Source organism: Nocardioides sp. WG-D5 (assembly GCF_054031175.1).
In genome coordinates this window covers 1,838,041-1,856,966 of sequence record NZ_CM132928.1, presented here as the reverse complement: position 1 = coordinate 1,856,966, position 18,926 = coordinate 1,838,041, and the positions used below count along the sequence as shown (strand labels likewise).

At 70.0% G+C, this 18,926-nt stretch carries 17 protein-coding genes; 11 read left to right on the top strand and 6 right to left on the bottom strand.

Annotation, left to right across the window (positions count from 1 at the left end):
* Position 1: 1 nt before the first annotated feature.
* On the bottom strand, positions 2-856 hold the full coding sequence (locus ACWZJV_RS08960) for a helix-turn-helix transcriptional regulator (RefSeq protein WP_457181189.1): 855 nt from the start codon (positions 854-856) through the stop codon (positions 2-4).
* Positions 857-951: 95 nt separating this feature from the next.
* Between ACWZJV_RS08960 and glmU the strand changes: the two genes are divergently transcribed.
* The gene (glmU, locus tag ACWZJV_RS08955) at positions 952-2,406 is read left to right on the top strand and encodes a bifunctional UDP-N-acetylglucosamine diphosphorylase/glucosamine-1-phosphate N-acetyltransferase GlmU (protein WP_008361182.1); all 1,455 of its coding nucleotides are present in this window, start codon (positions 952-954) and stop codon (positions 2,404-2,406) included.
* Positions 2,407-2,480: 74 nt separating this feature from the next.
* Positions 2,481-3,455, top strand: coding sequence for a ribose-phosphate diphosphokinase (locus tag ACWZJV_RS08950; RefSeq protein WP_008361184.1), 975 nt, complete (start codon positions 2,481-2,483; stop codon positions 3,453-3,455).
* Positions 3,456-3,565: 110 nt separating this feature from the next.
* On the opposite strand, the gene ACWZJV_RS08945 is transcribed toward ACWZJV_RS08950, so the two are convergent.
* Together ACWZJV_RS08945 and pepN are read right to left on the bottom strand one after the other, a co-directional pair.
* On the bottom strand, positions 3,566-4,579 hold the full coding sequence (locus ACWZJV_RS08945; protein ID WP_457181188.1) for an LCP family protein: 1,014 nt from the start codon (positions 4,577-4,579) through the stop codon (positions 3,566-3,568).
* Between the two features lie 48 nt (positions 4,580-4,627).
* A complete protein-coding gene (gene pepN / locus ACWZJV_RS08940; protein ID WP_196872881.1) occupies positions 4,628-7,033 on the bottom strand; it encodes an aminopeptidase N in 2,406 nt (801 codons plus the stop codon).
* A gap of 223 nt (positions 7,034-7,256) precedes the next feature.
* On the opposite strand from pepN, the gene ACWZJV_RS08935 reads away from it, so the two are divergent.
* Both ACWZJV_RS08935 and pth read left to right on the top strand, forming a co-directional pair.
* Positions 7,257-7,883, top strand: a complete 627-nt coding sequence (locus ACWZJV_RS08935; RefSeq protein ID WP_008361191.1) for a 50S ribosomal protein L25/general stress protein Ctc — start codon at positions 7,257-7,259, stop codon at positions 7,881-7,883.
* Between the two features lie 11 nt (positions 7,884-7,894).
* Positions 7,895-8,491: an aminoacyl-tRNA hydrolase gene (pth, locus tag ACWZJV_RS08930; RefSeq protein WP_040756195.1), complete on the top strand. Its 597-nt coding sequence runs from the start codon at positions 7,895-7,897 to the stop codon at positions 8,489-8,491.
* A 2-nt stretch (positions 8,492-8,493) separates the two neighbouring features.
* On the opposite strand, the gene ACWZJV_RS08925 is transcribed toward pth, so the two are convergent.
* Entirely contained in the window at positions 8,494-9,156 is a 663-nt protein-coding gene (locus ACWZJV_RS08925) for a helix-turn-helix transcriptional regulator (RefSeq protein ID WP_008361193.1), read from the bottom strand.
* Positions 9,157-9,526: 370 nt separating this feature from the next.
* Here ACWZJV_RS08925 and ACWZJV_RS08920 point away from each other — a divergent pair, with 370 nt between their 5' ends.
* The 5 genes from ACWZJV_RS08920 (at position 9,527) to ACWZJV_RS08900 (ending at position 15,651) form a co-directional block, all read left to right on the top strand.
* Positions 9,527-10,519 (top strand): sensor histidine kinase, encoded by a 993-nt coding sequence (locus tag ACWZJV_RS08920; protein ID WP_040756018.1) that lies wholly within the window; start codon positions 9,527-9,529, stop codon positions 10,517-10,519.
* Positions 10,500-11,192, top strand: coding sequence for a response regulator (locus tag ACWZJV_RS08915; RefSeq protein ID WP_008361195.1), 693 nt, complete (start codon positions 10,500-10,502; stop codon positions 11,190-11,192). Before ACWZJV_RS08920 ends, ACWZJV_RS08915 begins: the two co-directional genes overlap by 20 nt.
* Positions 11,193-11,353: 161 nt before the next feature.
* The gene (locus ACWZJV_RS08910; RefSeq protein ID WP_457181187.1) at positions 11,354-12,679 is read left to right on the top strand and encodes an exopolysaccharide biosynthesis polyprenyl glycosylphosphotransferase; all 1,326 of its coding nucleotides are present in this window, start codon (positions 11,354-11,356) and stop codon (positions 12,677-12,679) included.
* Between the two features lie 82 nt (positions 12,680-12,761).
* Positions 12,762-14,834 carry a protein kinase domain-containing protein gene (locus tag ACWZJV_RS08905; protein WP_457181186.1) on the top strand — a complete coding sequence of 691 codons (2,073 nt, stop codon included), beginning with the start codon at positions 12,762-12,764 and terminating at the stop codon, positions 14,832-14,834.
* Between the two features lie 10 nt (positions 14,835-14,844).
* On the top strand, positions 14,845-15,651 hold the full coding sequence (locus tag ACWZJV_RS08900) for a 3'(2'),5'-bisphosphate nucleotidase CysQ (RefSeq protein WP_457181185.1): 807 nt from the start codon (positions 14,845-14,847) through the stop codon (positions 15,649-15,651).
* A gap of 474 nt (positions 15,652-16,125) precedes the next feature.
* Here ACWZJV_RS08900 and ACWZJV_RS08895 read toward each other — a convergent pair whose 3' ends face one another.
* Positions 16,126-16,611 carry an SRPBCC family protein gene (locus tag ACWZJV_RS08895; protein WP_008361205.1) on the bottom strand — a complete coding sequence of 162 codons (486 nt, stop codon included), beginning with the start codon at positions 16,609-16,611 and terminating at the stop codon, positions 16,126-16,128.
* Positions 16,612-16,641: 30 nt separating this feature from the next.
* Between ACWZJV_RS08895 and ACWZJV_RS08890 the strand changes: the two genes are divergently transcribed.
* Together ACWZJV_RS08890 and ACWZJV_RS08885 are read left to right on the top strand one after the other, a co-directional pair.
* Positions 16,642-17,382, top strand: a complete 741-nt coding sequence (locus tag ACWZJV_RS08890) for a dienelactone hydrolase family protein (protein ID WP_457181184.1) — start codon at positions 16,642-16,644, stop codon at positions 17,380-17,382.
* Positions 17,382-17,879 (top strand): gluconokinase, encoded by a 498-nt coding sequence (locus tag ACWZJV_RS08885; RefSeq protein ID WP_457181183.1) that lies wholly within the window; start codon positions 17,382-17,384, stop codon positions 17,877-17,879. Before ACWZJV_RS08890 ends, ACWZJV_RS08885 begins: the two co-directional genes overlap by 1 nt.
* A gap of 139 nt (positions 17,880-18,018) precedes the next feature.
* Here ACWZJV_RS08885 and ACWZJV_RS08880 read toward each other — a convergent pair whose 3' ends face one another.
* Entirely contained in the window at positions 18,019-18,918 is a 900-nt protein-coding gene (locus ACWZJV_RS08880) for a crotonase/enoyl-CoA hydratase family protein (RefSeq protein ID WP_008361211.1), read from the bottom strand.
* Between the last annotated feature and the right edge of the window lie 8 nt (positions 18,919-18,926).

Here is an 18,926-nt window from a genome sequence, read left to right as displayed (position 1 = left end):
TCTAGCTCGGGCTGAACTCCTCGTGGCCGAGCACCGCGAGCAGCCGGATCTTCTCCTCCGCCTCGCTGCCCGGCACGGGGGTCAGCACCAGCAGCGCCTGGCCCATGTCCTGGGTGGTCAGCACCTGGCAGTCGACGTCGATCCGGCCGACCTGTGGGTGCAGCAGCGTCTTGTGGTCCTCGAAGCGGTAGGTGACCTCGTGCCGTTCCCACAGCTCGCGGAACTCCTCGGAGCGGGTCTCCAGGAGGCGTACGAGGTCGCCGGCGCGGGATCGCTCACCCATGGCTCCGTAGGCCACCCGCAGGGTCGCCACCAGACCGTGGCCGTGCCGGTCGTGGAGCTCGGGCGGGTAGACGTCCCGCGTCGAGGGGTCGGTGAACCAGCGGTACGCCTCGAACCGGTCCCAGCCGGTCAGCGCCGGGCGGTCGCCGAAGATCGAGACCGCGAGCCGGTTCGCGACCAGCGTCTCGCCGAGCGCGGACATGATCATCGCCGGGGTGTCCTCGAGCCGGTCGAGCACACGCAGCAGCGCCGGGGCGACGTGGCCGTCGTCGAACGTACGCCGCGGGGCGTTGTGCCCGGCCAGCCGGTAGAGGTGGTCGCGCTCGTCGATGCTCAGGCGCAGCGCCCGGGCGAGCGCCGACAGCATCTGGTCGGAGGGCTGCGGGCCGCGCTGCTGCTCGAGGCGGACGTAGTAGTCGGTCGACATCCCGGTCAGCGCCGCGACCTCCTCGCGGCGCAGGCCGGGCGTACGCCGACGAGGCCCGGCGACCAGGCCGACGTCCTGCGGGCGAAGGGCCTCACGGCGGCGGCGGAGGAAGTCGGCGAGCGAGGCGCGGTCCATGGCGACCATCATGCGGTGCACGCTCGCGCGCAGCCAGGGATCGCCGATCCCTGGCACCCGCTGACCCCGGCTCGGCTCCGGGAACCCGCGCCCTAGACTGAGCCAACATGAGCGAGCTCACCGTGATCGTGCTGGCCGCCGGTGGCGGCACCCGGATGAAGTCCAAGACTCCCAAGATGCTCCACCAGATCGCGGGCCGGAGTCTCGTGGGCCATGTCCTGGCCGCGGTCTCGGAGGCCGGGGCGTCCCGCGTCGTCGCGGTCGTGGGCCACCAGCGCGAGCTGGTCGAGCCCCACATCGCCGAGATCCTCCCCGAGGCTGTGATCGCCGTCCAGACCGAGCAGCTCGGCACCGCCCACGCGGTGCGGGTCGCGGTCGAGGCCGGCGCGGTCTCCGGCGGGACCGTCCTGGTGACCTATGGCGACACCCCTCTGCTGCGCGGTGAGTCGCTGCGCGCGCTCGTGGCCGACCACGAGTCCGCCGGCCGGGCCGCGACGATCCTGAGCGGGATCGTCCCGGAGCCCTTCGGCTACGGCCGGATCCTGCGCGGTGACGGCGGCGTCAGCGGGATCGTCGAGGAGAAGGACGCGACCGACGAGGAGCGGGCGATCACCGAGATCAACTCGGGGATCATCGCCTTCGACGGGGCCTTCCTCGCCGGCGTACTGCCCCGGATCGGCAACGACAACGCCAAGAAGGAGTTCTACCTCACCGACGCGATCGCGCTGGCGGTCTCCGACGGGCTGGCGGTGGACGCGTTCGTCCTCGACGACGTCACCGAGGCCGAGGGCGCCAACGACCGGGCCCAGCTCGCCGCGCTCGGGAAGATCCTCAACGACCGGATCGTGACCCGGTGGATGAAGGACGGGGTCACGGTCATGGACCCGGCCACGACCTGGATCGACGCCGACGTCGAGCTCGCCCCCGACGTCACCATCCTGCCCGGCACCCAGCTCATCGGTGCCACCCGGATCGACGAGGACGCGGTGGTCGGTCCGGACTGCACGCTGAAGGACACCGAGGTCGGCCACGGCGCCCGGGTGGTGCGTACGCAGGCCGAGCTCGCCGTCGTCGGACCGGGTGCCAACGTGGGGCCGTTCTCCTACCTGCGCCCCGGCACGGTGCTCGGCGAGGAGGGGAAGATCGGCGGGTTCGTCGAGGTCAAGAACTCCACCATCGGCCCCGGCGCCAAGGTGCCGCACCTGTCCTACGTCGGCGACGCGACGATCGGGGAGGGCTCCAACATCGGGGCCGGCACGATCTTCGCCAACTACGACGGGGTCAACAAGCACAAGACCCGGATCGGGCGCCACGTGAAGTCCGGATCCGGTGTGACCTTTGTCGCGCCGGTGGTCGTCGGAGACGGTGCGACGACCGGTGGCGAGGCCCTCATCCGGGAGGACGTTCCGCCCGGTGCGCTGGCCGTCTCCGCAGGTCAGCAGCGGATCATCGAGGGATGGGCACTGGCGAAGAGGGCAGGCACGCCGCAGGCGGCGGCGGCCGAGGAGGCGCTCGAGGCGGGCGTACCGATCCTCGGTGAACCCTCGGCGACCGGCGAGTAACCGCCGGGGTTGGGCGCGGCGGCGATGTTGATGGACAATCCAAGTGCAGTGACCCCGGGGGTAGGAGCCAGCACATGACCAAGCGCACCACCGAGAAGCAGTTGATGCTCTTCAGCGGCCGGGCTCACCCGGTCCTCGCCGAGGAGGTCGCCGACCTTTTGGGTACGAAGCTGACGCCGACCTCGGCCTACGACTTCGCCAACTCCGAGATCTACGTCCGCTACGAGGAGTCGGTGCGCGGCTCGGACGCGTTCGTGATCCAGTCGCACACGGCGCCGATCAACCAGTGGCTCATGGAGCACCTGATCATGGTCGACGCGCTCAAACGCGCCTCGGCCAAGCGGATCACCGTCGTGATGCCGTTCTGGGGCTACTCCCGCCAGGACAAGAAGCACCGCGGTCGCGAGCCGATCTCGGCCCGTCTGGTCGCCGACATGTTCAAGACCGCGGGTGCGGACCGGATCATCTCCGTCGACCTCCACGCCGACCAGCTCCAGGGCTACTTCGACGGCCCGGTCGACCACCTGATGGCGCTGCCGCTGCTGACCGACTACATCAAGGACAAGTACGGCAACCAGCCGCTCGCGGTCGTCTCTCCCGACGCCGGCCGGATCAAGGTCGCCGAGCGCTGGGCCGCGCGGCTCGGTGGGGCGCCGCTGGCGTTCATCCACAAGACCCGTGACATCAACCGGCCCAACGAGACCGTCGCCAACCGCGTCGTCGGTGAGGTCAAGGACCGCATCTGCATCCTCACCGACGACATGATCGACACCGGTGGCACGATCGTGAAGGCCGCCGACGCGCTGATGGCCGACGGTGCGGCCGGCGTGATCATCTGCGCCACCCACGCGATCCTCTCCGACCCGGCCGTCGACCGGCTGAAGAACTCCACCGCCACCGAGGTCGTCATCACCAACACCCTCCCGGTGCCGGAGGAGAAGCAGTTCGACAAGCTCACCACGCTCTCCATCGCCCCGATGGTCGCGCGTGCGATCCGCGAGGTCTTCGAGGACGGCTCGGTGACCTCGATGTTCGACGGTCACGCCTGAGGCTTCTTCGGGGTTGGTGAGTGTTCCGCGGTGAACGAAAATTCGTTCGCCGCCGAGAACACCCTCCAAACAAGGGTCGGCGGCAAACAGTCCCAACCAACGACGGCCCGTCAGCTAACTGTCCGCCCCGTCAAGACCTCAGGGTTCGAGTCCAGCCAACCTGACACCTCATCCTCCCGCACCGCGGTCCAGAGCTTCCGCCCCTTGCGGGCGTCGAGATAGACCACGCTCTGCTTCCCCTCCCGTCCCAGCCCTGAAACGGGCGCGGTGAAGAAGGTCAGGTCCGAGGATGGCATCCGGGCGAGATCGAGGGCCAGGCCGCGGAGGTCGCCGCCGGAGAAGCCGGAGTCGACGGTGAGGTGGCGGGTGATGATGTCGAGGAGGTCGTAGGCCTTCTTGGGGTCCTTCGGGTCGACGCTCTGCCGCAGGCCGCGGAGGATGGAGCGCAGGACGTACTGCTGGCGCTTCACCCGATCGAGGTCGCCGCCGGGGAGGCCGTAGCGCTGGCGTACGTAGAGCAGGGCCTCCTCGCCGGTGAGCAGGTGCTTGCCCTTGGTCCAGGTGCGGTGGCGCGCGGAGTCGTGGACGGTCTCGGGGATGTAGACCTCGACGCCGCCGAGGAGGTCGCCGATCTCCTCGAAGCCGGCCCAGTCGACCCAGGCGACATGGTCGATGCGTACGCCGGTGAGCTTCTCGACCGTCTGCACGCTGAGTCGTGGCCCACCCTGGGAGAAGGCGGCGTTGACCTTGGCCTTGCCGTGGCCGGGGATCCGCACCCAGGCGTCGCGCGGGATCGAGACGACCGAGGCCGAGCGGCGGTCCGCGCTGAGGTGGAGCAGCATCATCGTGTCGGCACGCTGCTCACCGGGGGTCCACGACGCGGTGGCCTCGCTGCCGGTGGTGGCCTCGCCGCCGGTGCGACCGTCGGTGCCGAGCAGCAGGATGTTCATCGCGCCCGCGGCGTCGGTGGCGGGCTCCGGACGCTCCTCGAGCCCGCCGAAGACGTCGACGGTCCGGACCTGGTCGTCGAGGCGGTGGGCGAGGTACCAGCCGGTGCCGGTGACGGCGCCGACGAGAACGACGAACGCGATCCCGACGCCGAGCCAGATGCGCGACTTCTTCATGGCCGTCCTCAGGTGTGGGGGTCGAGGGCGCCTAGAGGCTAGTGGTCGCTACTCGCGGTCGTCGAAGTGGTCCTCCCAGGAACGCCGCAGGATCGTCGGTACGCCGTCGGCCAGCGCTGCTCGCAGCGCATCGAGCTGGCCGGCGTCGAGAGCGATCCGCGGGAAGGCGCGGCCGACCTCGAGGGCGAAGGCCTGGCCACGGGTGGCCAGCTTCGGCGCCTCGGCGAGATAGGCGGCGACGTAGGGACGCAGCAGGTGGGCCTGCTCCGCGATCCACATCCCCGACGCCAGCGCACCGAAGCGGCGGTTGTCGACCCCGGGGGCGAGCATCGCCTCCCAGGCGGCGTCCTTCGCGATCGTCGAAGGTCGCGCGGCGAGGGCGCGAAGCGCCCCGAGGTCTCCCTCGACGGTGCCGTCGCGGTCGCGCTCGGCGGCGATGAAGCGCGCGTCGGCCTCACCGAGCGCGGCGAGGCGCGCGACCGCCTCCCAGCGGGTGGTCGGCAGCAGCGCGATCCCGGTGGCGACCTTGTCGGCGTCGAGCCAGCCGCGCAGCAACCCGGCGTCGGCGCTGGTCGCGGCCAGCGCGGTGGCCCAGGCCAGGGCGCGCTGCTCGTCGTCCTCGGAGGCCTTCAGGCCCGCGGCGGCCGCGGTGGCGACCCGCGCCACCGCACCGGCGGCGCGCGAGGCAGGCACCCGATGCGGGATCACCACGGACCTGGCCTCCGAGAGCACGCCCTCGATGATGTCCGCTCGGCTCTCTGCGGGCAGATGGGTCTCGACCAGGTCGAGGAACTCGTCGGCGGAGAGGTCGCGCGAGCGCACCTGGAGAGCGGCGGAGGACCAGAGCACGGCGCGCACGAGCGGGTCCTCGACCCGGGACAGCCCGTCGGAGAGCGCCTCCCACGACTCCGGGTCGAGCCGGAGCGCGGCGAAGGTCTCGCCACCGGCGTTGGGCACGACGACATGGCCGGCGAGCTCCGGCAGCGGCATCGGGTCGGCACCGAGCTCCACCCGCCGGCGTCCGACGAGCCGGAGCGAGGAGTCGTAGCCGGCGACCGTGAACGCGTGCGGCCTGTTTCCCTCGCGCACCAGGACCGGTACGTCGCCGTCGCGCCGCACCGACACGGTGTCGAAGCCCGGCTGCCGCAGCCAGGCCTCCACCCAGCCGCGTATGTCCTTCGACGAGGTCTCCGCGAGCGACTCGACGAAGTCGGCCAGGGTGGCGTTGGCGAAGCGGAAGCGGGTCAGGTGACGGTTGACCCCGGCCATGAACTCCTCGTCGCCGAGCCAGAACGCGAGCTGCACGAGGCAGGCGCCGCCCTTGGCGTAGGAGATCCCGTCGAAGATGGTGGCGGCGGTGTCCACGTCCGGTACGTCCTCGGCCAGCGGGGCCACCGGATGGGTGGAGCGGCGCGCGTCGGAGCGGTAGCCCCACGGCTTGCTGCGGATCTCCACCTCGACCCGTAGGTCCGAGAAGCCGGCACCCGCCTCGGCGACCCGGTAGCCCATGTAGTCGGCGAACGACTCCTGCAGCCAGGTGTCCTCCCACCAGGTCATCGTCATCGAGTCGCCGAACCACATGTGGGACATCTCGTGGGCGATGATCACCGCGCGGATCGCGCGCTGGGCGTCGGTGATCGCGCCGCGCGGCAGCAGCTCGTCGCGGTAGGTCACGCACCCCGGCATCTCCTGCGCACCCCAGTTGAGCCCGGGCACGAAGACCTGGTCGTAGGAGTCGAAGGGGTAGGGCTCGTCGATGAGATCGGCGTAGTGGGCGTAGCACGCCTCGGTCGTACGCCGCAGCTCCTCCGCGTCCCGGTCGAGCTCGGTCGCCAGCGACCGCCGGGCGTGCCAGCCGAAGTCGAGCCCCGCGTGTGACCAGCGCACCGAGTGCCACGGGCCGGCGGCGACCACCAGCAGCGCCGGCGGGATCGGGGGAGTGGCCGCGAAGACCCAGCGGCCGGCGTCGTGCGAGACGACGGCCCCGTTGGCGAGGACGGTGTCGGCCGGGTCGGCGGTGACCGCGACCGAGAACGACGCCTTGAGATCGTTCTGGTCGAAGCAGGCGAAGACCTTCGAGGCGTTGTCCATGCCCAGGTAGGCCGACACGTAGCGCGACCCGTCGACGGGATCGGTGAACGTGTGCATCCCGTCGCCGTCGGTCGTGAACGGCAGCGTCGCGGTCACCTCCACCTCGTTGACCGCCTCCTCGGACAGCCCGGTCAGACCCACCCGCGCACCGTCGTACGCAGCCTCGACCGCCTCCCCGTTGACGACCAGCGACACCGAGAGCGCGCCCTTCAGGTCCAGGAACGTCTCGGTCGCCGTGGAGGCGAACCGGACCCGGCTGTGGCTCCGAAAGGTCTCGAGGCCGGTGAGGTCGAGATCGAGGGTGTAGGAGACGGAGCTGATCACGCCGGCCCGCGCGCGGGCCTCGTCGAGTGTGAGGGACACGACCTCCAACGTACGTCCTCGCAGGTCAGCACGCGCGCGCATTTCGCTGTGAGCGTGATCCGGGGATAGTCTGTGGCAGTTGCCTCGGCGAGGGAGCGCCTCGCGCTCCGTGATCGACAAGGTGGACGTCTCCTCAAAGGGACGCCGTGCCTTCGTCGCACGGCCTTCGTTGGACCAGCCGGGCGCCATTGACGTCAGCACCACTCATCGAGGAGTTCAACGCATGTCCAGCGAGAAGATCGTCGCCGAGAAGCGCACCGAGTTCGGCAAGGGTGCCGCTCGCCGCATCCGCCGTGAGAACAAGATTCCGGCGGTCGTCTACGGCCACGGCGCCGACCCGATCCACCTGACCCTGCCGGGCCACGCCACCATGATGGCGCTCAAGCACCACGGTGCCAACGCGCTGCTGGAGCTGGACATCGACGGCAAGAAGCAGCTCGCCCTGACCAAGCAGGTCCAGGTCGACGACGTCCGCCGTGTCATCGAGCACGTCGACTTCGTCGCCGTCCGCGCGGGCGAGAAGGTCACCGTCGACATCGTCGTCAACGTCGTGGGCGACGCCGCCTCCGGCACCATGGTCGTCACCGACGCCAACACCCTGACCGTCGAGGCCGAGGCCACCCACGTGCCGGAGAGCCTCGAGATCAGCATCGAGGGCCTCGAGATCGGCACCCAGATCCTGGCCGGCCAGGTCGAGCTGCCCAAGGGCACCACCCTGGTGACCGACCCGGAGACCCTGGTCGTCAACATCACCGAGGCCCGCACCATCGAGGAGCCCGTCGCCGACGAGGCCGCCGAGGGTGAGACCGCTGAGGCCGCCGAGGCCGCTGAGGCCGCCGACGCCGAGTGACCTCGGACTTGATGACCGACGGCGTCTGGCTGGTCGTCGGCCTGGGCAACCCTGGGCCGACGTACGCCGGACACCGTCACAACATCGGCTACCTCGTCACCGACGAGCTGGCCAACCGGCTGGGCAGCAAGTGGCGTGCCCACAAGTCCGGCCGTGCTGACGTCGTGGAAGGGCGCCTCCGGGGTACGACCCCGGGGGTGCCCGGCCCGCGCGTCGTGCTCGCCCGTTCCCGGACCTACATGAACGAGTCCGGCGGGCCGGTCAAGGCGCTGGCGACCTTCTACAAGGTCCAGCCCGACCACGTGATCGCCATCCATGACGAGCTCGACATCGCCTTCGACACGATGCGGGTCAAGCTGGGCGGCGGCGACAACGGCCACAACGGCCTCAAGTCGATGCGGTCCTCTCTCGGGACCGGCGACTTCCACCGGGTGCGCGTCGGCATCGGCCGCCCGCCCGGGCGTCAGGAGGTGCACGACTTCGTGCTCTCCAACTTCTCCACCACCGAGCGCAAGGTGCTGCCGTTCGTGGTCGACACGGCCGCCGACGCCATCGAGACGCTGATCACCGAGGGCCTGGAGAAGACCCAGCAGCGGTTCAACTCCTAGGGTCAGCTCCTGGGCGGCCGCAGAAACCGGTCGTACGCCGCGACCGCGGCCAGTTGCGAGCCGACGCCGAACTTGCGCAGGATCGACTTCACCTGGGTCCGCACCGTCGTCTGTGCCACCCCGAAGCGGTCCGCGATCTGGGCGACGGGCGTGCCGGCGTAGAGCAGCTCGAGCACCTCGTGCTCGCGTGCGGTCAGCGAGCCGACGAGGCGGCGCATCCGTGCCAGCCCGTCCCGCATCAGGTGCCACTGCGCGACCAGACCCTCGACCTCCGCCGGGGAGTGCCCCTGGCGGCCTTCCGCGGCGTCGCGCAGGGAGTCCTCGATCCTGTCCGAGTCGGTGTCGGCGGGCAGCACCTCCACCGCGCCGGCCTCGATCAGCGCACCCCACAGCCCGCCGCGCGGAGCGGTGGTGAGCGCGACCCCCGGCAGGCGTACGCCACGCACGAGCGCGCACACCCGGTCGAGCTGCGCCCACTCGTCGATGTCGGTGACCACCAGCCAGGCGGCGGGGTCACCGACGAGGAGCTCGGCCGGGTCGGCGTCGGTGGCAGCGGTCGCCGTCACGATGATGCCGCGCTCGTCGAGCGTGACCCTCACCGCGTCGATGGTCATCGTCTCGTCGGCCGAGACGGCGACCCTGAGTCGTACGGTCGAGCCTGCCATGTCTGGTGCGCCGTTCGGTCGTCTCGGGGGCCCTGCCAGATATCCCTGGGGGTATCAGTAGTCTGGTGGGTCACAGCCAGGGATCAGAAACCTGTTCTACAGTGCCCCAAGTTTGGGGATGACCTGGGACAACGCTTCCCGCACTGTAGATTGCGGACGACCTCGGAAATCTTTGACTCCTCAATTCTCGGTATTGCCCCGAAATGCGGTCGCGCGGCGATAACGTGCTGATTACGTTTCCTTCAGCGAAGGAATCGGTCACAACATTCAAATTGGGACGGCCCGACAACTCGGGCTGGGGGAGAAGGGCCCGACAACGGCCCGCTTCGGGGACTCACACCTCACTGGCCGACCCGTCATGGGGAGCAGTATGTCTACGTCCATTTTCAAGCGGATCAACTCGGGCTGGCTAGGCACCGCCTACGCAACCACGACTGCCGTCTTCATCGGCGTCCAGAGCTTTCTCATCGCCGTCCTCCAGGGCCCCTGGGTCTCCTTCCACTCCCACGGAGCGGTCCTCTGGATCCTCCTCACGGTGATCGTCGTCGCCACCTCGCTGGCGGCATCCGCGGGCCTGGTGCACGGCGCCGTACGCATCTACCGGCGCGTGTGCGCTGCGGAGGCGAAGGCGGCCGACGAGATCTACCTCGACCTGCTCAGCGCGCGGGAGACGCAGCGTCTCCAGCGGGCCCGGATGCACGAGGTGACCTCGACCCTCGCCGGCGTCCGCTCGGCCAGCGAGCTGCTGTGCAACTCCGAGACGCTCGACCCCGAGCGCCGGGTAGCGATGCTGACCATGATGGGCAGCGAGCTCAGGCGTCTGGAGCGTCTCGTCCGGGCACAGCGCGGCGGCGCCGACACGATGCCGGTCGACAACGGCGTGATCGACGTCGACGCGGTGATCCACAACCTCGCCCTGGCCCACGAGGCCAGTGGCACCACGGTCGTCCACCATCGCAGCAACGCGCTCGCCACCGGCAGCTCGGACGCGGCGGCGGAGATCGTCAACATTCTTCTCGACAACGCGGCCAAGCACGGCTCCGGCGCTGTCGAGGTCGTGGTCCGGCACGAGCCGGGCGAGTCGGGCCAGATGGTCGTGATCGAGGTCTCCGACGACGGTGCCGGGGTGGCCCCCGAGGTGCGCGACCGGATCTTCGAGTGGGGTGTCCGTGGCCCGGACTCGGCCGGCCAGGGGATCGGGCTCAACGAAGCCTGCACCCTCGCCGAGCGGATGGGCGGATCGCTCCGCCTCGCCGCCTCGGACCGTACGACCTTCGTGGTCACCCTTCCCAGTGCAGTGATCGAACGCTCCGAGGTCGGAGCAGAGAACGAAGGTGCCTCCGATGGCGTTGTCGCCGCGTAGCCAGTACCGAGTCGTCATCGTCGAGGACCACGTCCTCTTCGCCGAGTCGCTCGAGCTCGCCGTCTCGATGGAGGGTTACGACGTACGCCGCATCCCGATGCCCAGCGAGCCCGTCTCCACCGCCACGATGGTCTCCGTCGTGCTCCGCAACAAGCCGAAGGTCGTGCTCCTCGACCTCGACCTCGGGCGCTACGGCGACGGCGTACGCCTCATCGAGCCGCTCGCCAAGGCCGGCGTCGACGTGGTCGTCGTGACGGGCGCGATCGAGGAGGCGCGCTGGGGGCAGGCGCTGCGCAACGGTGCCCGCACGGTGCTGTCCAAGTCCCGCCCGCTCGGCGAGATCCTGGGCACCGTCAGGCGGCTCTACCAGGGCGCCTGCGTGCTCGCGGTCAGCGACCGCGAGCGGCTGATCAGGATCTGGTTCGAGCGCCAGCACGAGGTCGCCGAGCTGAGCCGCCGCATCGAGCTGCTCACCAAGCGTGAGTCGCAGGTGCTCGGCCACCTGATGCTCGGCCGCACCGTCCACGAGATCGCCGTCATCGGCGTCGTCTCCGAGGCGACCGTGCGTACGCAGGTGAAGTCGATCCTGGCCAAGCTCCAGGTGACCTCCCAGATCGCCGCGGTCGGTCTCGCGCACCGTCTCGGCTGGCGATCGCCGCAGTCGCTGGAGTGACTCAACTGGTCTGGACCAGTGGGTTCCGGTTCCCTCATTTGGTCTAACCGGACCCCCATCGGCCCCCAACGATCGCTTCCGTCCCGCATTGTTCTGGCATGAAGTAGCGTTCGGGCGCCCAGCAGCCATGGGGGAGATGAATGACGATAGAGCTGGCGTCGGTGGAGACAGTAGTCCCGCTCGACATCAACCGCCGGAGGGTGTCCGCCAAGGCACCCTCCCTTCGGTTGCAGGCCTCGATGCTCGACGGGCTGGCATTGATGGTCCTGGCGCCGCTTCTCGTGGGACAGGAGATCGCCAACGCGCTGGCGTGGGGGCTGGTCTGGGGTCTGGCCACCAGGATCACCGCGCCGAAGATCCTGCCCGGTGCTGAGCGCCTGCGGGCGACGGTCTCGGGGGTCTTCAAGGCGTTCATGGCGATGAGCATGGCCACCTGGCTGCTGGGTGCGGTGGTCGAGCTGCCGCAGGCGCAGCTGGTCGTGCAGACGATCCTCGGGCTGGTGACCGCGCTCGCGTTCCGGGTGGTCGGCTACATCTTCAGCTCCCGGCCGCGCAACCCGCTGCGGGTCGTCGTGGTCGAGGCCGCCCATGACCACGGGGCGATCCCGGAGTGGACCCACCGGCTCAGCGGCGGCCTGATGGAGGCGGCGGCGGTCTGCCGCGCCGACGGGCTCTCCGGCGCGATCGCTTCGGTCGCACCCGATGCCGTGCTGGTCGTTCCCGGGCCCGACCTCGCCGGCCGCGAGATCCAGCGGCTGGCCTGGACGAGCGAGTCCTTCGGGCTCCCGCTGCTGGTCAGCACCCGGATGCAGGACGTCACCCCGCAGCGTACGGCCTCGATGCGGCTCGGCTCGATGACCCTTCTCTACGTCGACGAGGCCCTGCGGGCCCGGCTGACCCGGGTCGCCAAGTACGTGTGGGAGTGGCTGGCCGCGGTGGCCGCCGTCGCCGTGCTCCTCCCGGTGTTCCTGGTCATGGCGGTCGTGATCAAGCTCGACTCGCAGGGGCCGGTCTTCTTCCGGCAGGTGCGCGTGGGCCGCAACGGCAAGCAGTTCCGGATCTGGAAGTTCCGCACCATGGTCGTCGACGCGGAGTCGCTGCTGCGCACCCTCGACCACCGGCCGGGACACGTGCTCTTCAAGCTCCGCGCGGACCCGCGGGTGACCCGGGTGGGTCGGGTGCTGCGGAAGTACTCCCTCGACGAGCTGCCCCAGCTGTTCAACATCGTGCTGGGCCAGATGTCGCTGGTGGGGCCGAGGCCTGGACTGCCCAGCGAGGTGGCGATGTACGATCGGGACTCTCATCGCCGACTCGCGGTTGCTCCCGGTCTGACCGGGCTGTGGCAGGTCTCGGGGCGTTCGGACCTCTCCTGGGAGGACACGGTCAGGCTCGACCTGGACTACGTCGACAACTGGACACTTCTGCGGGACTTCGGGATCGTCGTTCGTACGGTTAAAGCCGTTGTGCGTGGCTCTGGCGCCTACTAGTGAGTGTCCCCTAAACTCCCAGGCCGTTGTGTGAGCAACCCAACACGAATGAACAACTGGATCCTCGACGGGAACGTCCCCCATGCAAACCTCCCCCCACCCCAAGATTGCCGGCCGTTATGAGCTGCACCGCCTGATCGGGCGAGGCGGTATGGGCGAGGTATGGCAGGCCATGGACCTCACCCTGCAACGGTGGGTCGCGGTCAAGGTCGTGAGGACGTCGGCCGACCCGACCATGATCGAGCGGTTCCGTCGGGAGTCGCTCTCGACCGCGGCCGCCAGCCACCCCGGGACCGTGCAGGTCCACGACGCCGGGATCGAGCGCACCGGCAACGGGCCGATGGCCTTCCTCGTCATGGAGCTCCTGACCGGTCCCGACCTCGGCGAACGCCTGCGCTCGCACGGCCCGCTGGTCGCCCGGGAGGCCGGCGAGGTCATCGTCCAGGCCGCGCGTACGCTCGCCGCCGTCCACGGCCAGGGGATCGTCCACCGCGACATCAAGCCGTCCAACCTCGTCTACGACAGCGACCGCCGGATCCGGATCGTCGACTTCGGGATCGCCCAGCTCGCTCGGCTGGGCGACCAGCGGCTGACCTCCACCCACGACGTCGTCGGGAGCCTCGGCTACCTCTCGCCCGAGCGCGGCTCGGGTGGCGAGGTCGGTCCGCCGAGCGACATCTACTCGCTGGGCTGTGTCTTCTACGAGATGCTCACCGGGCGCACCCCCTACTCCGGCGGCGCCCCGGCGACGATGGTCTACCAGCACGCCACCGCGCCCATCCCGCGGGTCAGCGACACCGTCCAGGTGCCGGGGATCATCGACGACCTGGTCGCGATGATGATGGCCAAGGAGCCCGAGCGCCGGCCGAGGGCGCAGGACGTCGTCGCGGTACTCACCGGCTCGGGTCCGCTGCCGGTCTTCGACGCGCAGGCGCCCAGGTCGCGCGCGACCCACGCCTCCGGCCCGATCAGCACCTCCGGTGCCTTCGAGGCGTACGCCGGCAGCGGCTCGTTCCCGGCCGCGGGCGCCACCGGGTCGACCGGTGGGTTCGCGAAGATCGGCGCGAGCGGTCCGATCCCGACCGGCGGGGTCCGGGCGGCGCAGCGCTCCGGCGGTGGTCGCCGGGTGCTGAGCATCCTGCTGGCGGTCGCCCTCGTCGGTGTGGCCGTCGGCGGCTGGGCGACGTTCGCCGCCTTCCAGAACACCTCGGAGACGGGCCGGGCGGCCGCGCTCAGCGAGTCGCTCCCGGAGACCATCGAGCTCGCCGTCGACGTGATCTTCGAGCGGGACGCGCTGCAGCCGGTCGCACAGGCGCCGGTCAACGTACGCTCCACCTACCTGCACACCACCGACGTCGCGGTCGAGGAGTGGCAGACCGCCTCGGCCGAGATCGACGTCGACGGCGACGCCGAGCTGCGCGCGCTCCACCACGACATCACCGAGGTGCTCGACGACTTCGAGCTCTACCGGGTCGAGATGCAGGAGGGCGACAAGGCCAGCCAGGACGCCGCCCGCGAGGTCTACACCGGGCTGGCGAGCAACCTGCTCATGCTCGCGGCGCAGCTGCCGGAGCTGGAGGACGACGAGACCGCCGACCAGATCCGCAACCTCAGCAACCTGACGGCAGCAGCCGAGGCGTTCAGCATCGAGCGCGAGCTCATGGTCGTGGCGCTCTCGGAGAACGAGATCAGCACCAAGTCGGTCAAGGACCTCACCGACGCCGAGGCCGCGTGGGTGAAGGCCTCCTCGGCGTTCTACTCGGGCGCCTCGCCCGAGCTGCAGGCCGAGCTCGACCGGGTCTCCGACGGCACCTTCGACAAGGGCTCGGGCGCGATGATGGCGCAGCGTACGGTCCGCGACGTCGCCGCCAAGGGCACCATCGAGGGGGTCGCCAAGGAGATGCGGGCGGCGTCGAAGGGGGAGCCGATCGTACGCACCTGGTCCGACGGCGCCGTGGAATACATCCAGAGCCTTCGCGAGGTCATCGTGAAGGCGACCGAGACCATGGCCGACGCGGTCACCGACGAGCACGAGCAGGCCAAGACCGGGCTGATCGTGCGCTCGGTGCTGACCGGGGTGGCGCTGGTCGCCGCGATCGGGCTCGGGTTGGTCCTATATCGGGCTCAGTACAGGTCCGGGCGCCGGTCTCGCTAGAGTGCCGCGGGTGACCTTCGAAGCTGGTGTGCCCACTCCCGAGACCCTCGCCTCCGACCACCTGCTGGCCGCCTGGCTGGCCGAGACCGCCGGCCGCCGGCTGCTCGAGGTGCGTGCCACCTCCGGGCTCGAGGGCAAGGAGCTCAAGGACGCCGGTGACCTCGCCGCCCACGAGCTGCTGATGGAGCTCGTCGCCGAATACCGTCCGGAGGACGCGGTCCTGTCCGAGGAGGGCAAGGACTCCAAGGAGCGGCTCACCAAGGACCGGGTGTGGATCATCGACCCGCTCGACGGGACCCGTGAGTTCTCCGAGCCGCCGCGCGACGACTGGGCCGTGCACGTGGCGCTGTGGGGCTCCTCCAACGGCGGTGAGCTGATCGCGGGTGCGGTCGCACAGCCGGCGCTCGCGGACGCGTCCTTGCAGAGCACCTTCCACACCGGTGCCGCTCCGGTCGTCCCGCCGTCGACCGCGACCCGCCCCCGGATCGCCGTCTCCCGCAGCCGCCCGCCGGCGTTCGTCGAGGCGCTGGCCGAGGAGCTCGGCGCCGAGCTGGTGCCGATGGGATCCGCCGGTGTGAAGATGATGTCGGTCGTGCGCGACATCTCCGATGCGTACGTCCACGCGGGTGGGCAGTACGAGTGGGACTCCGCTGCCCCTGTGGCCGTCGCCGCCGCTGCCGGGCTGTTCACGTCTCGGATCGACGGCTCGCCGTTGCGCTACAACCAGGACGACGTCTACCTGCCTGATGTCATCGTGTGCCGGCCTGAGCTCTCCGAGCAGATTCTTTCGTTCATCAAGCGGCACGGGGTGGAGTGACGCGGCTTCGGCCGTCTTGGTTCGCCGCGGGTTCGCGACTGTGTTTTTCGTCGGCCGTGGGCCGCCGACCCGTTCTCGAGGGTCTTCTCGACCTGGCCCGGAGTAAAGGACGGCCTTCGGCCGCCGGCTTCGCCGGTCGCCTTCGGCGATCCTTGACACCGGGCCAGGTCGAGAAAAGATTTGGCTGGCTATCGGGGCGGCGGCCCCAGTGTGGCCGCGGGACAGTCGCCCTCGGGAGGTAGACGCTCCACGGTGAACGAAAATTCGTTCACCCCCACCAATCCGCTCAGCCTCCTCCGGGTGAAAGAGAATTTTCTTTCACGGACCGAGCCACCCTTGGCCCGGTCGCAACGCAGTGAACGAAAATTCGTTCACCTCGGATCCCAAGCCCCTGCTCAACCCACATCACCGCGGCAAACACCAACCACAAAACACACCAACCCGCCGGCGTGCCAATCAAGAGCCAAGCAAAGCTCAGGCGCCGACCAACAGCTCCTCGAGCGCCTCCAGACTCTGCCGCGCGTACCCCTTCCACATCCACCCGAACACGGGCATCGCGAGCGAGGCGGCGGACGAGGTGGGGGTGACGTCCCAGGACCAGGTGACCCGGGTGCCGGTGCCGGCCGGGGCGAAGGACCAGCGGCCGGCGACGTGGCCGACCAGCAGCTTGAGCGGGCCCGAGAGCGGCGTGATCTCGTAGGTGAACGACGACGGGGCGTCGATGCCGGTCAGGGTCTCGCGCATCGTCGCGCCGTCGGAGAGGACGATGGTGCGGGTCTCGCCGACGGAGTCCCAACCGCCGGCCTGGTCACGGACCTCGGCGATCGGGCCGATCGCGGCGTACCGGTGGCCGAAGATCTGGGGCAGCGGGGCGGGGAGGACGCGGGCGAGGGCGGTCTCGTAGGCGACCGGGACCGCTCGGGAGGACTCGAGGTGCAGCGCATCAAGGTGCTGGGTCATGACTACGAGCATGGCAGTAGCGTGATCGGCGTGGTTGAACAGATCGAGATCCAGACGCCCGACGGCACCGCCGAGGCCTACCTTGCCCGGCACGGGAGCGCACCGAAGGGTGGCGTGCTCGTCTACATGGACGCCATCGGCCTGCGGCCGCGGCTGGCCGAGATGATCGAGCGGGTCGCGTCCTGGGGCTACGTCGTGCTCGCGCCCCACGTGTTCTACCGCGACGGCGGCGTGGCCGAGCTGGCGCCGACCGCCGACCTCCGCGACCCGGCGGCGCGGGACGCGTTCTTCGCGAACGGTGCGATGGCCCGGGTGCGGGGCCTCACCGTGGACCGGCTGGAGGTCGACATCCCGGCGTACGTCCGGACCCTCCAGACGTACGTCACCGGCCCGCTCGCGACGCACGGCTACTGCATGGGGGCGCGGATCGCGGTGCGGACCGCGGGGCGCTTCCCCGACGAGTTCGTCGCCGTCGGCGGGTTCCACGGCGGTGGGCTGGTGACCGCGGACGAGGAGTCACCGCACACCTGCATCGCCGGGACGCAGGCGGAGTACTACTTCGGGCACGCCGACCACGACCGCTCGATGACACCGGAGAACGTCGCCGATCTCGGCCGGGCGCTCGAGGACGCCGGGGTGGCCCACACCAACCTCATCTACCCCGACGCTCCGCACGGCTACACGATGGCGGACACGTCCTCCTACCAGGAGGCGGGGACGCAGCGGCACTTCACCGACCTCGAGCTCCTCTACGCCCGTACGATGGCCTGATGGCGAAACCGGTGCTGGTCGTGATGGGTGTCTCGGGTTCGGGGAAGTCGACCATCGGCGCGGCGATCGCGGGCAGGCTGCGGGTGCCGTTCGAGGACGCCGACGACCTGCATCCGCCGGCGAACATCGAGAAGATGACCGCCGGGGTGCCGCTGGACGACGACGACCGCTACCCGTGGCTGGAGGCCGTGGGGGAGTGGCTCGCCAGGCACGAGGAGCGTGGCGGTGTGATGAGCTGCTCGGCGCTGAAGCGGAAGTACCGCGACCAGCTCCGCAGGCACAGCCCGGAGGTGACCTTCCTCCACCTGGAGGGCACCCGCGAGGTGATCGCGCGGCGCCAGGCGAGCCGGCCGGGCCACTTCATGCCGGCCTCGCTCCTGGACAGCCAGTTCCGCACGCTGGAGCCGCTCGGGCCCGACGAGGCCGGGATCGCCATCGACGTCGACCAGCCGGTCGACGCGATCGTCGAGGAGTACGCACGTCGGGTCGGCGCCTAGCACCGAGAGGCGGCCGACACGCGCCCATCTCGGGTTAGGCGTTGCGTGCCGGCCGCGGCCACACCCGGGTGAGGGACCAGCGGGCGGGCCCACTTTCGACGGTAACGCAGGATCCCCCGGCACAACAGGGGGTTCGCGGCTATCGCTGCAGGTCAGAGCGTAAAAAGACGTCCGGGACCTCGGAGGCTTTCGCGGTGAACTCGGGGGCTCGCTTCTCCAGGAATGCCGCGACCCCCTCCTTGCCGTCGCCGATCGAGGCGTAGAACATCGCCAGGGAGTCGCTCAGGTGCGCCTCGAGCGGGTGACGCGCGGAGGCGTTGCGGGTGATCAGCTGGCGCACGAGCGCGGTGCCGACCGGCGACCGGTTCTGGGTGAACCTCCGGGCCAGCTCGAAGGCGGCGGGCAGCAGCTCGTCGGGCAGGTGGATGCTGCGGACCAGGCCACCGTCGAGGGCCTGGTCGGGATCGAGGATCTCCGCGGTGTAGAGCCATTCCAGGGCCCGGGGCACGCCCACCACGCGCGGCAGGAAGTAGGACGAGCAGGCCTCGGGGACGATGCCGAGCTTGCCGAAGACGAAGCCGATCTTCGCCTTGGAGGAGGCCAGGCGCGCGTCCATCGCGCACAGCATCGTGGCGCCGATCCCGACCGCCGGGCCGTTGACCGCGGCGATCACCGGCTTGGGGAGCGCGTGGATGGCCAGGGTGACCTTGCCGCCGGTGTCGCGTACGCCCTCGGCGTACTCGGGGTGCTTGGCCGGGTCGGCGAGGTGCTCGGCGAGCTTCTCGGGCGTCGGGTGCAGCGACTCGTCGAGGCCGAAGACGTTGCCCTCGGCCGAGAGATCCATCCCCGCGCAGAACGCCCGTCCCGCGCCGGTCACGATCACCGCGCGCACCTCGTCGGCCATCGCGTCGGTGGTGAACACCTCCTCCAGCTCGCGCGCCATCGTCACCGTGAACGAGTTGAGGGCGTCCGGTCGGTTCAGAGTCAGGAGCGCGATGCCGTCGGCGTCCACGTCGAAGGTCAGGGTCTCGTAAGCCATGGGTCACA

Excerpts from the sequence above, each read along its gene's own strand:
- ACWZJV_RS08960 (WP_457181189.1), bottom strand. The coding sequence starts at position 856 with ATGATGGTCGCCATGGACCGCGCCTCGCTCGCCGACTTCCTCCGCCGC.
- glmU (WP_008361182.1), top strand. The coding sequence starts at position 952 with ATGAGCGAGCTCACCGTGATCGTGCTGGCCGCCGGTGGCGGCACCCGG.
- ACWZJV_RS08950 (WP_008361184.1), top strand. The coding sequence starts at position 2,481 with ATGACCAAGCGCACCACCGAGAAGCAGTTGATGCTCTTCAGCGGCCGG.
- ACWZJV_RS08945 (WP_457181188.1), bottom strand. The coding sequence starts at position 4,579 with ATGAAGAAGTCGCGCATCTGGCTCGGCGTCGGGATCGCGTTCGTCGTT.
- ACWZJV_RS08935 (WP_008361191.1), top strand. The coding sequence starts at position 7,257 with ATGTCCAGCGAGAAGATCGTCGCCGAGAAGCGCACCGAGTTCGGCAAG.
- pth (WP_040756195.1), top strand. The coding sequence starts at position 7,895 with ATGACCGACGGCGTCTGGCTGGTCGTCGGCCTGGGCAACCCTGGGCCG.
- ACWZJV_RS08925 (WP_008361193.1), bottom strand. The coding sequence starts at position 9,156 with ATGGCAGGCTCGACCGTACGACTCAGGGTCGCCGTCTCGGCCGACGAG.
- ACWZJV_RS08920 (WP_040756018.1), top strand. The coding sequence starts at position 9,527 with ATGTCTACGTCCATTTTCAAGCGGATCAACTCGGGCTGGCTAGGCACC.
- ACWZJV_RS08915 (WP_008361195.1), top strand. The coding sequence starts at position 10,500 with ATGGCGTTGTCGCCGCGTAGCCAGTACCGAGTCGTCATCGTCGAGGAC.
- ACWZJV_RS08905 (WP_457181186.1), top strand. The coding sequence starts at position 12,762 with ATGCAAACCTCCCCCCACCCCAAGATTGCCGGCCGTTATGAGCTGCAC.
- ACWZJV_RS08895 (WP_008361205.1), bottom strand. The coding sequence starts at position 16,611 with ATGACCCAGCACCTTGATGCGCTGCACCTCGAGTCCTCCCGAGCGGTC.
- ACWZJV_RS08885 (WP_457181183.1), top strand. The coding sequence starts at position 17,382 with ATGGCGAAACCGGTGCTGGTCGTGATGGGTGTCTCGGGTTCGGGGAAG.
- ACWZJV_RS08880 (WP_008361211.1), bottom strand. The coding sequence starts at position 18,918 with ATGGCTTACGAGACCCTGACCTTCGACGTGGACGCCGACGGCATCGCG.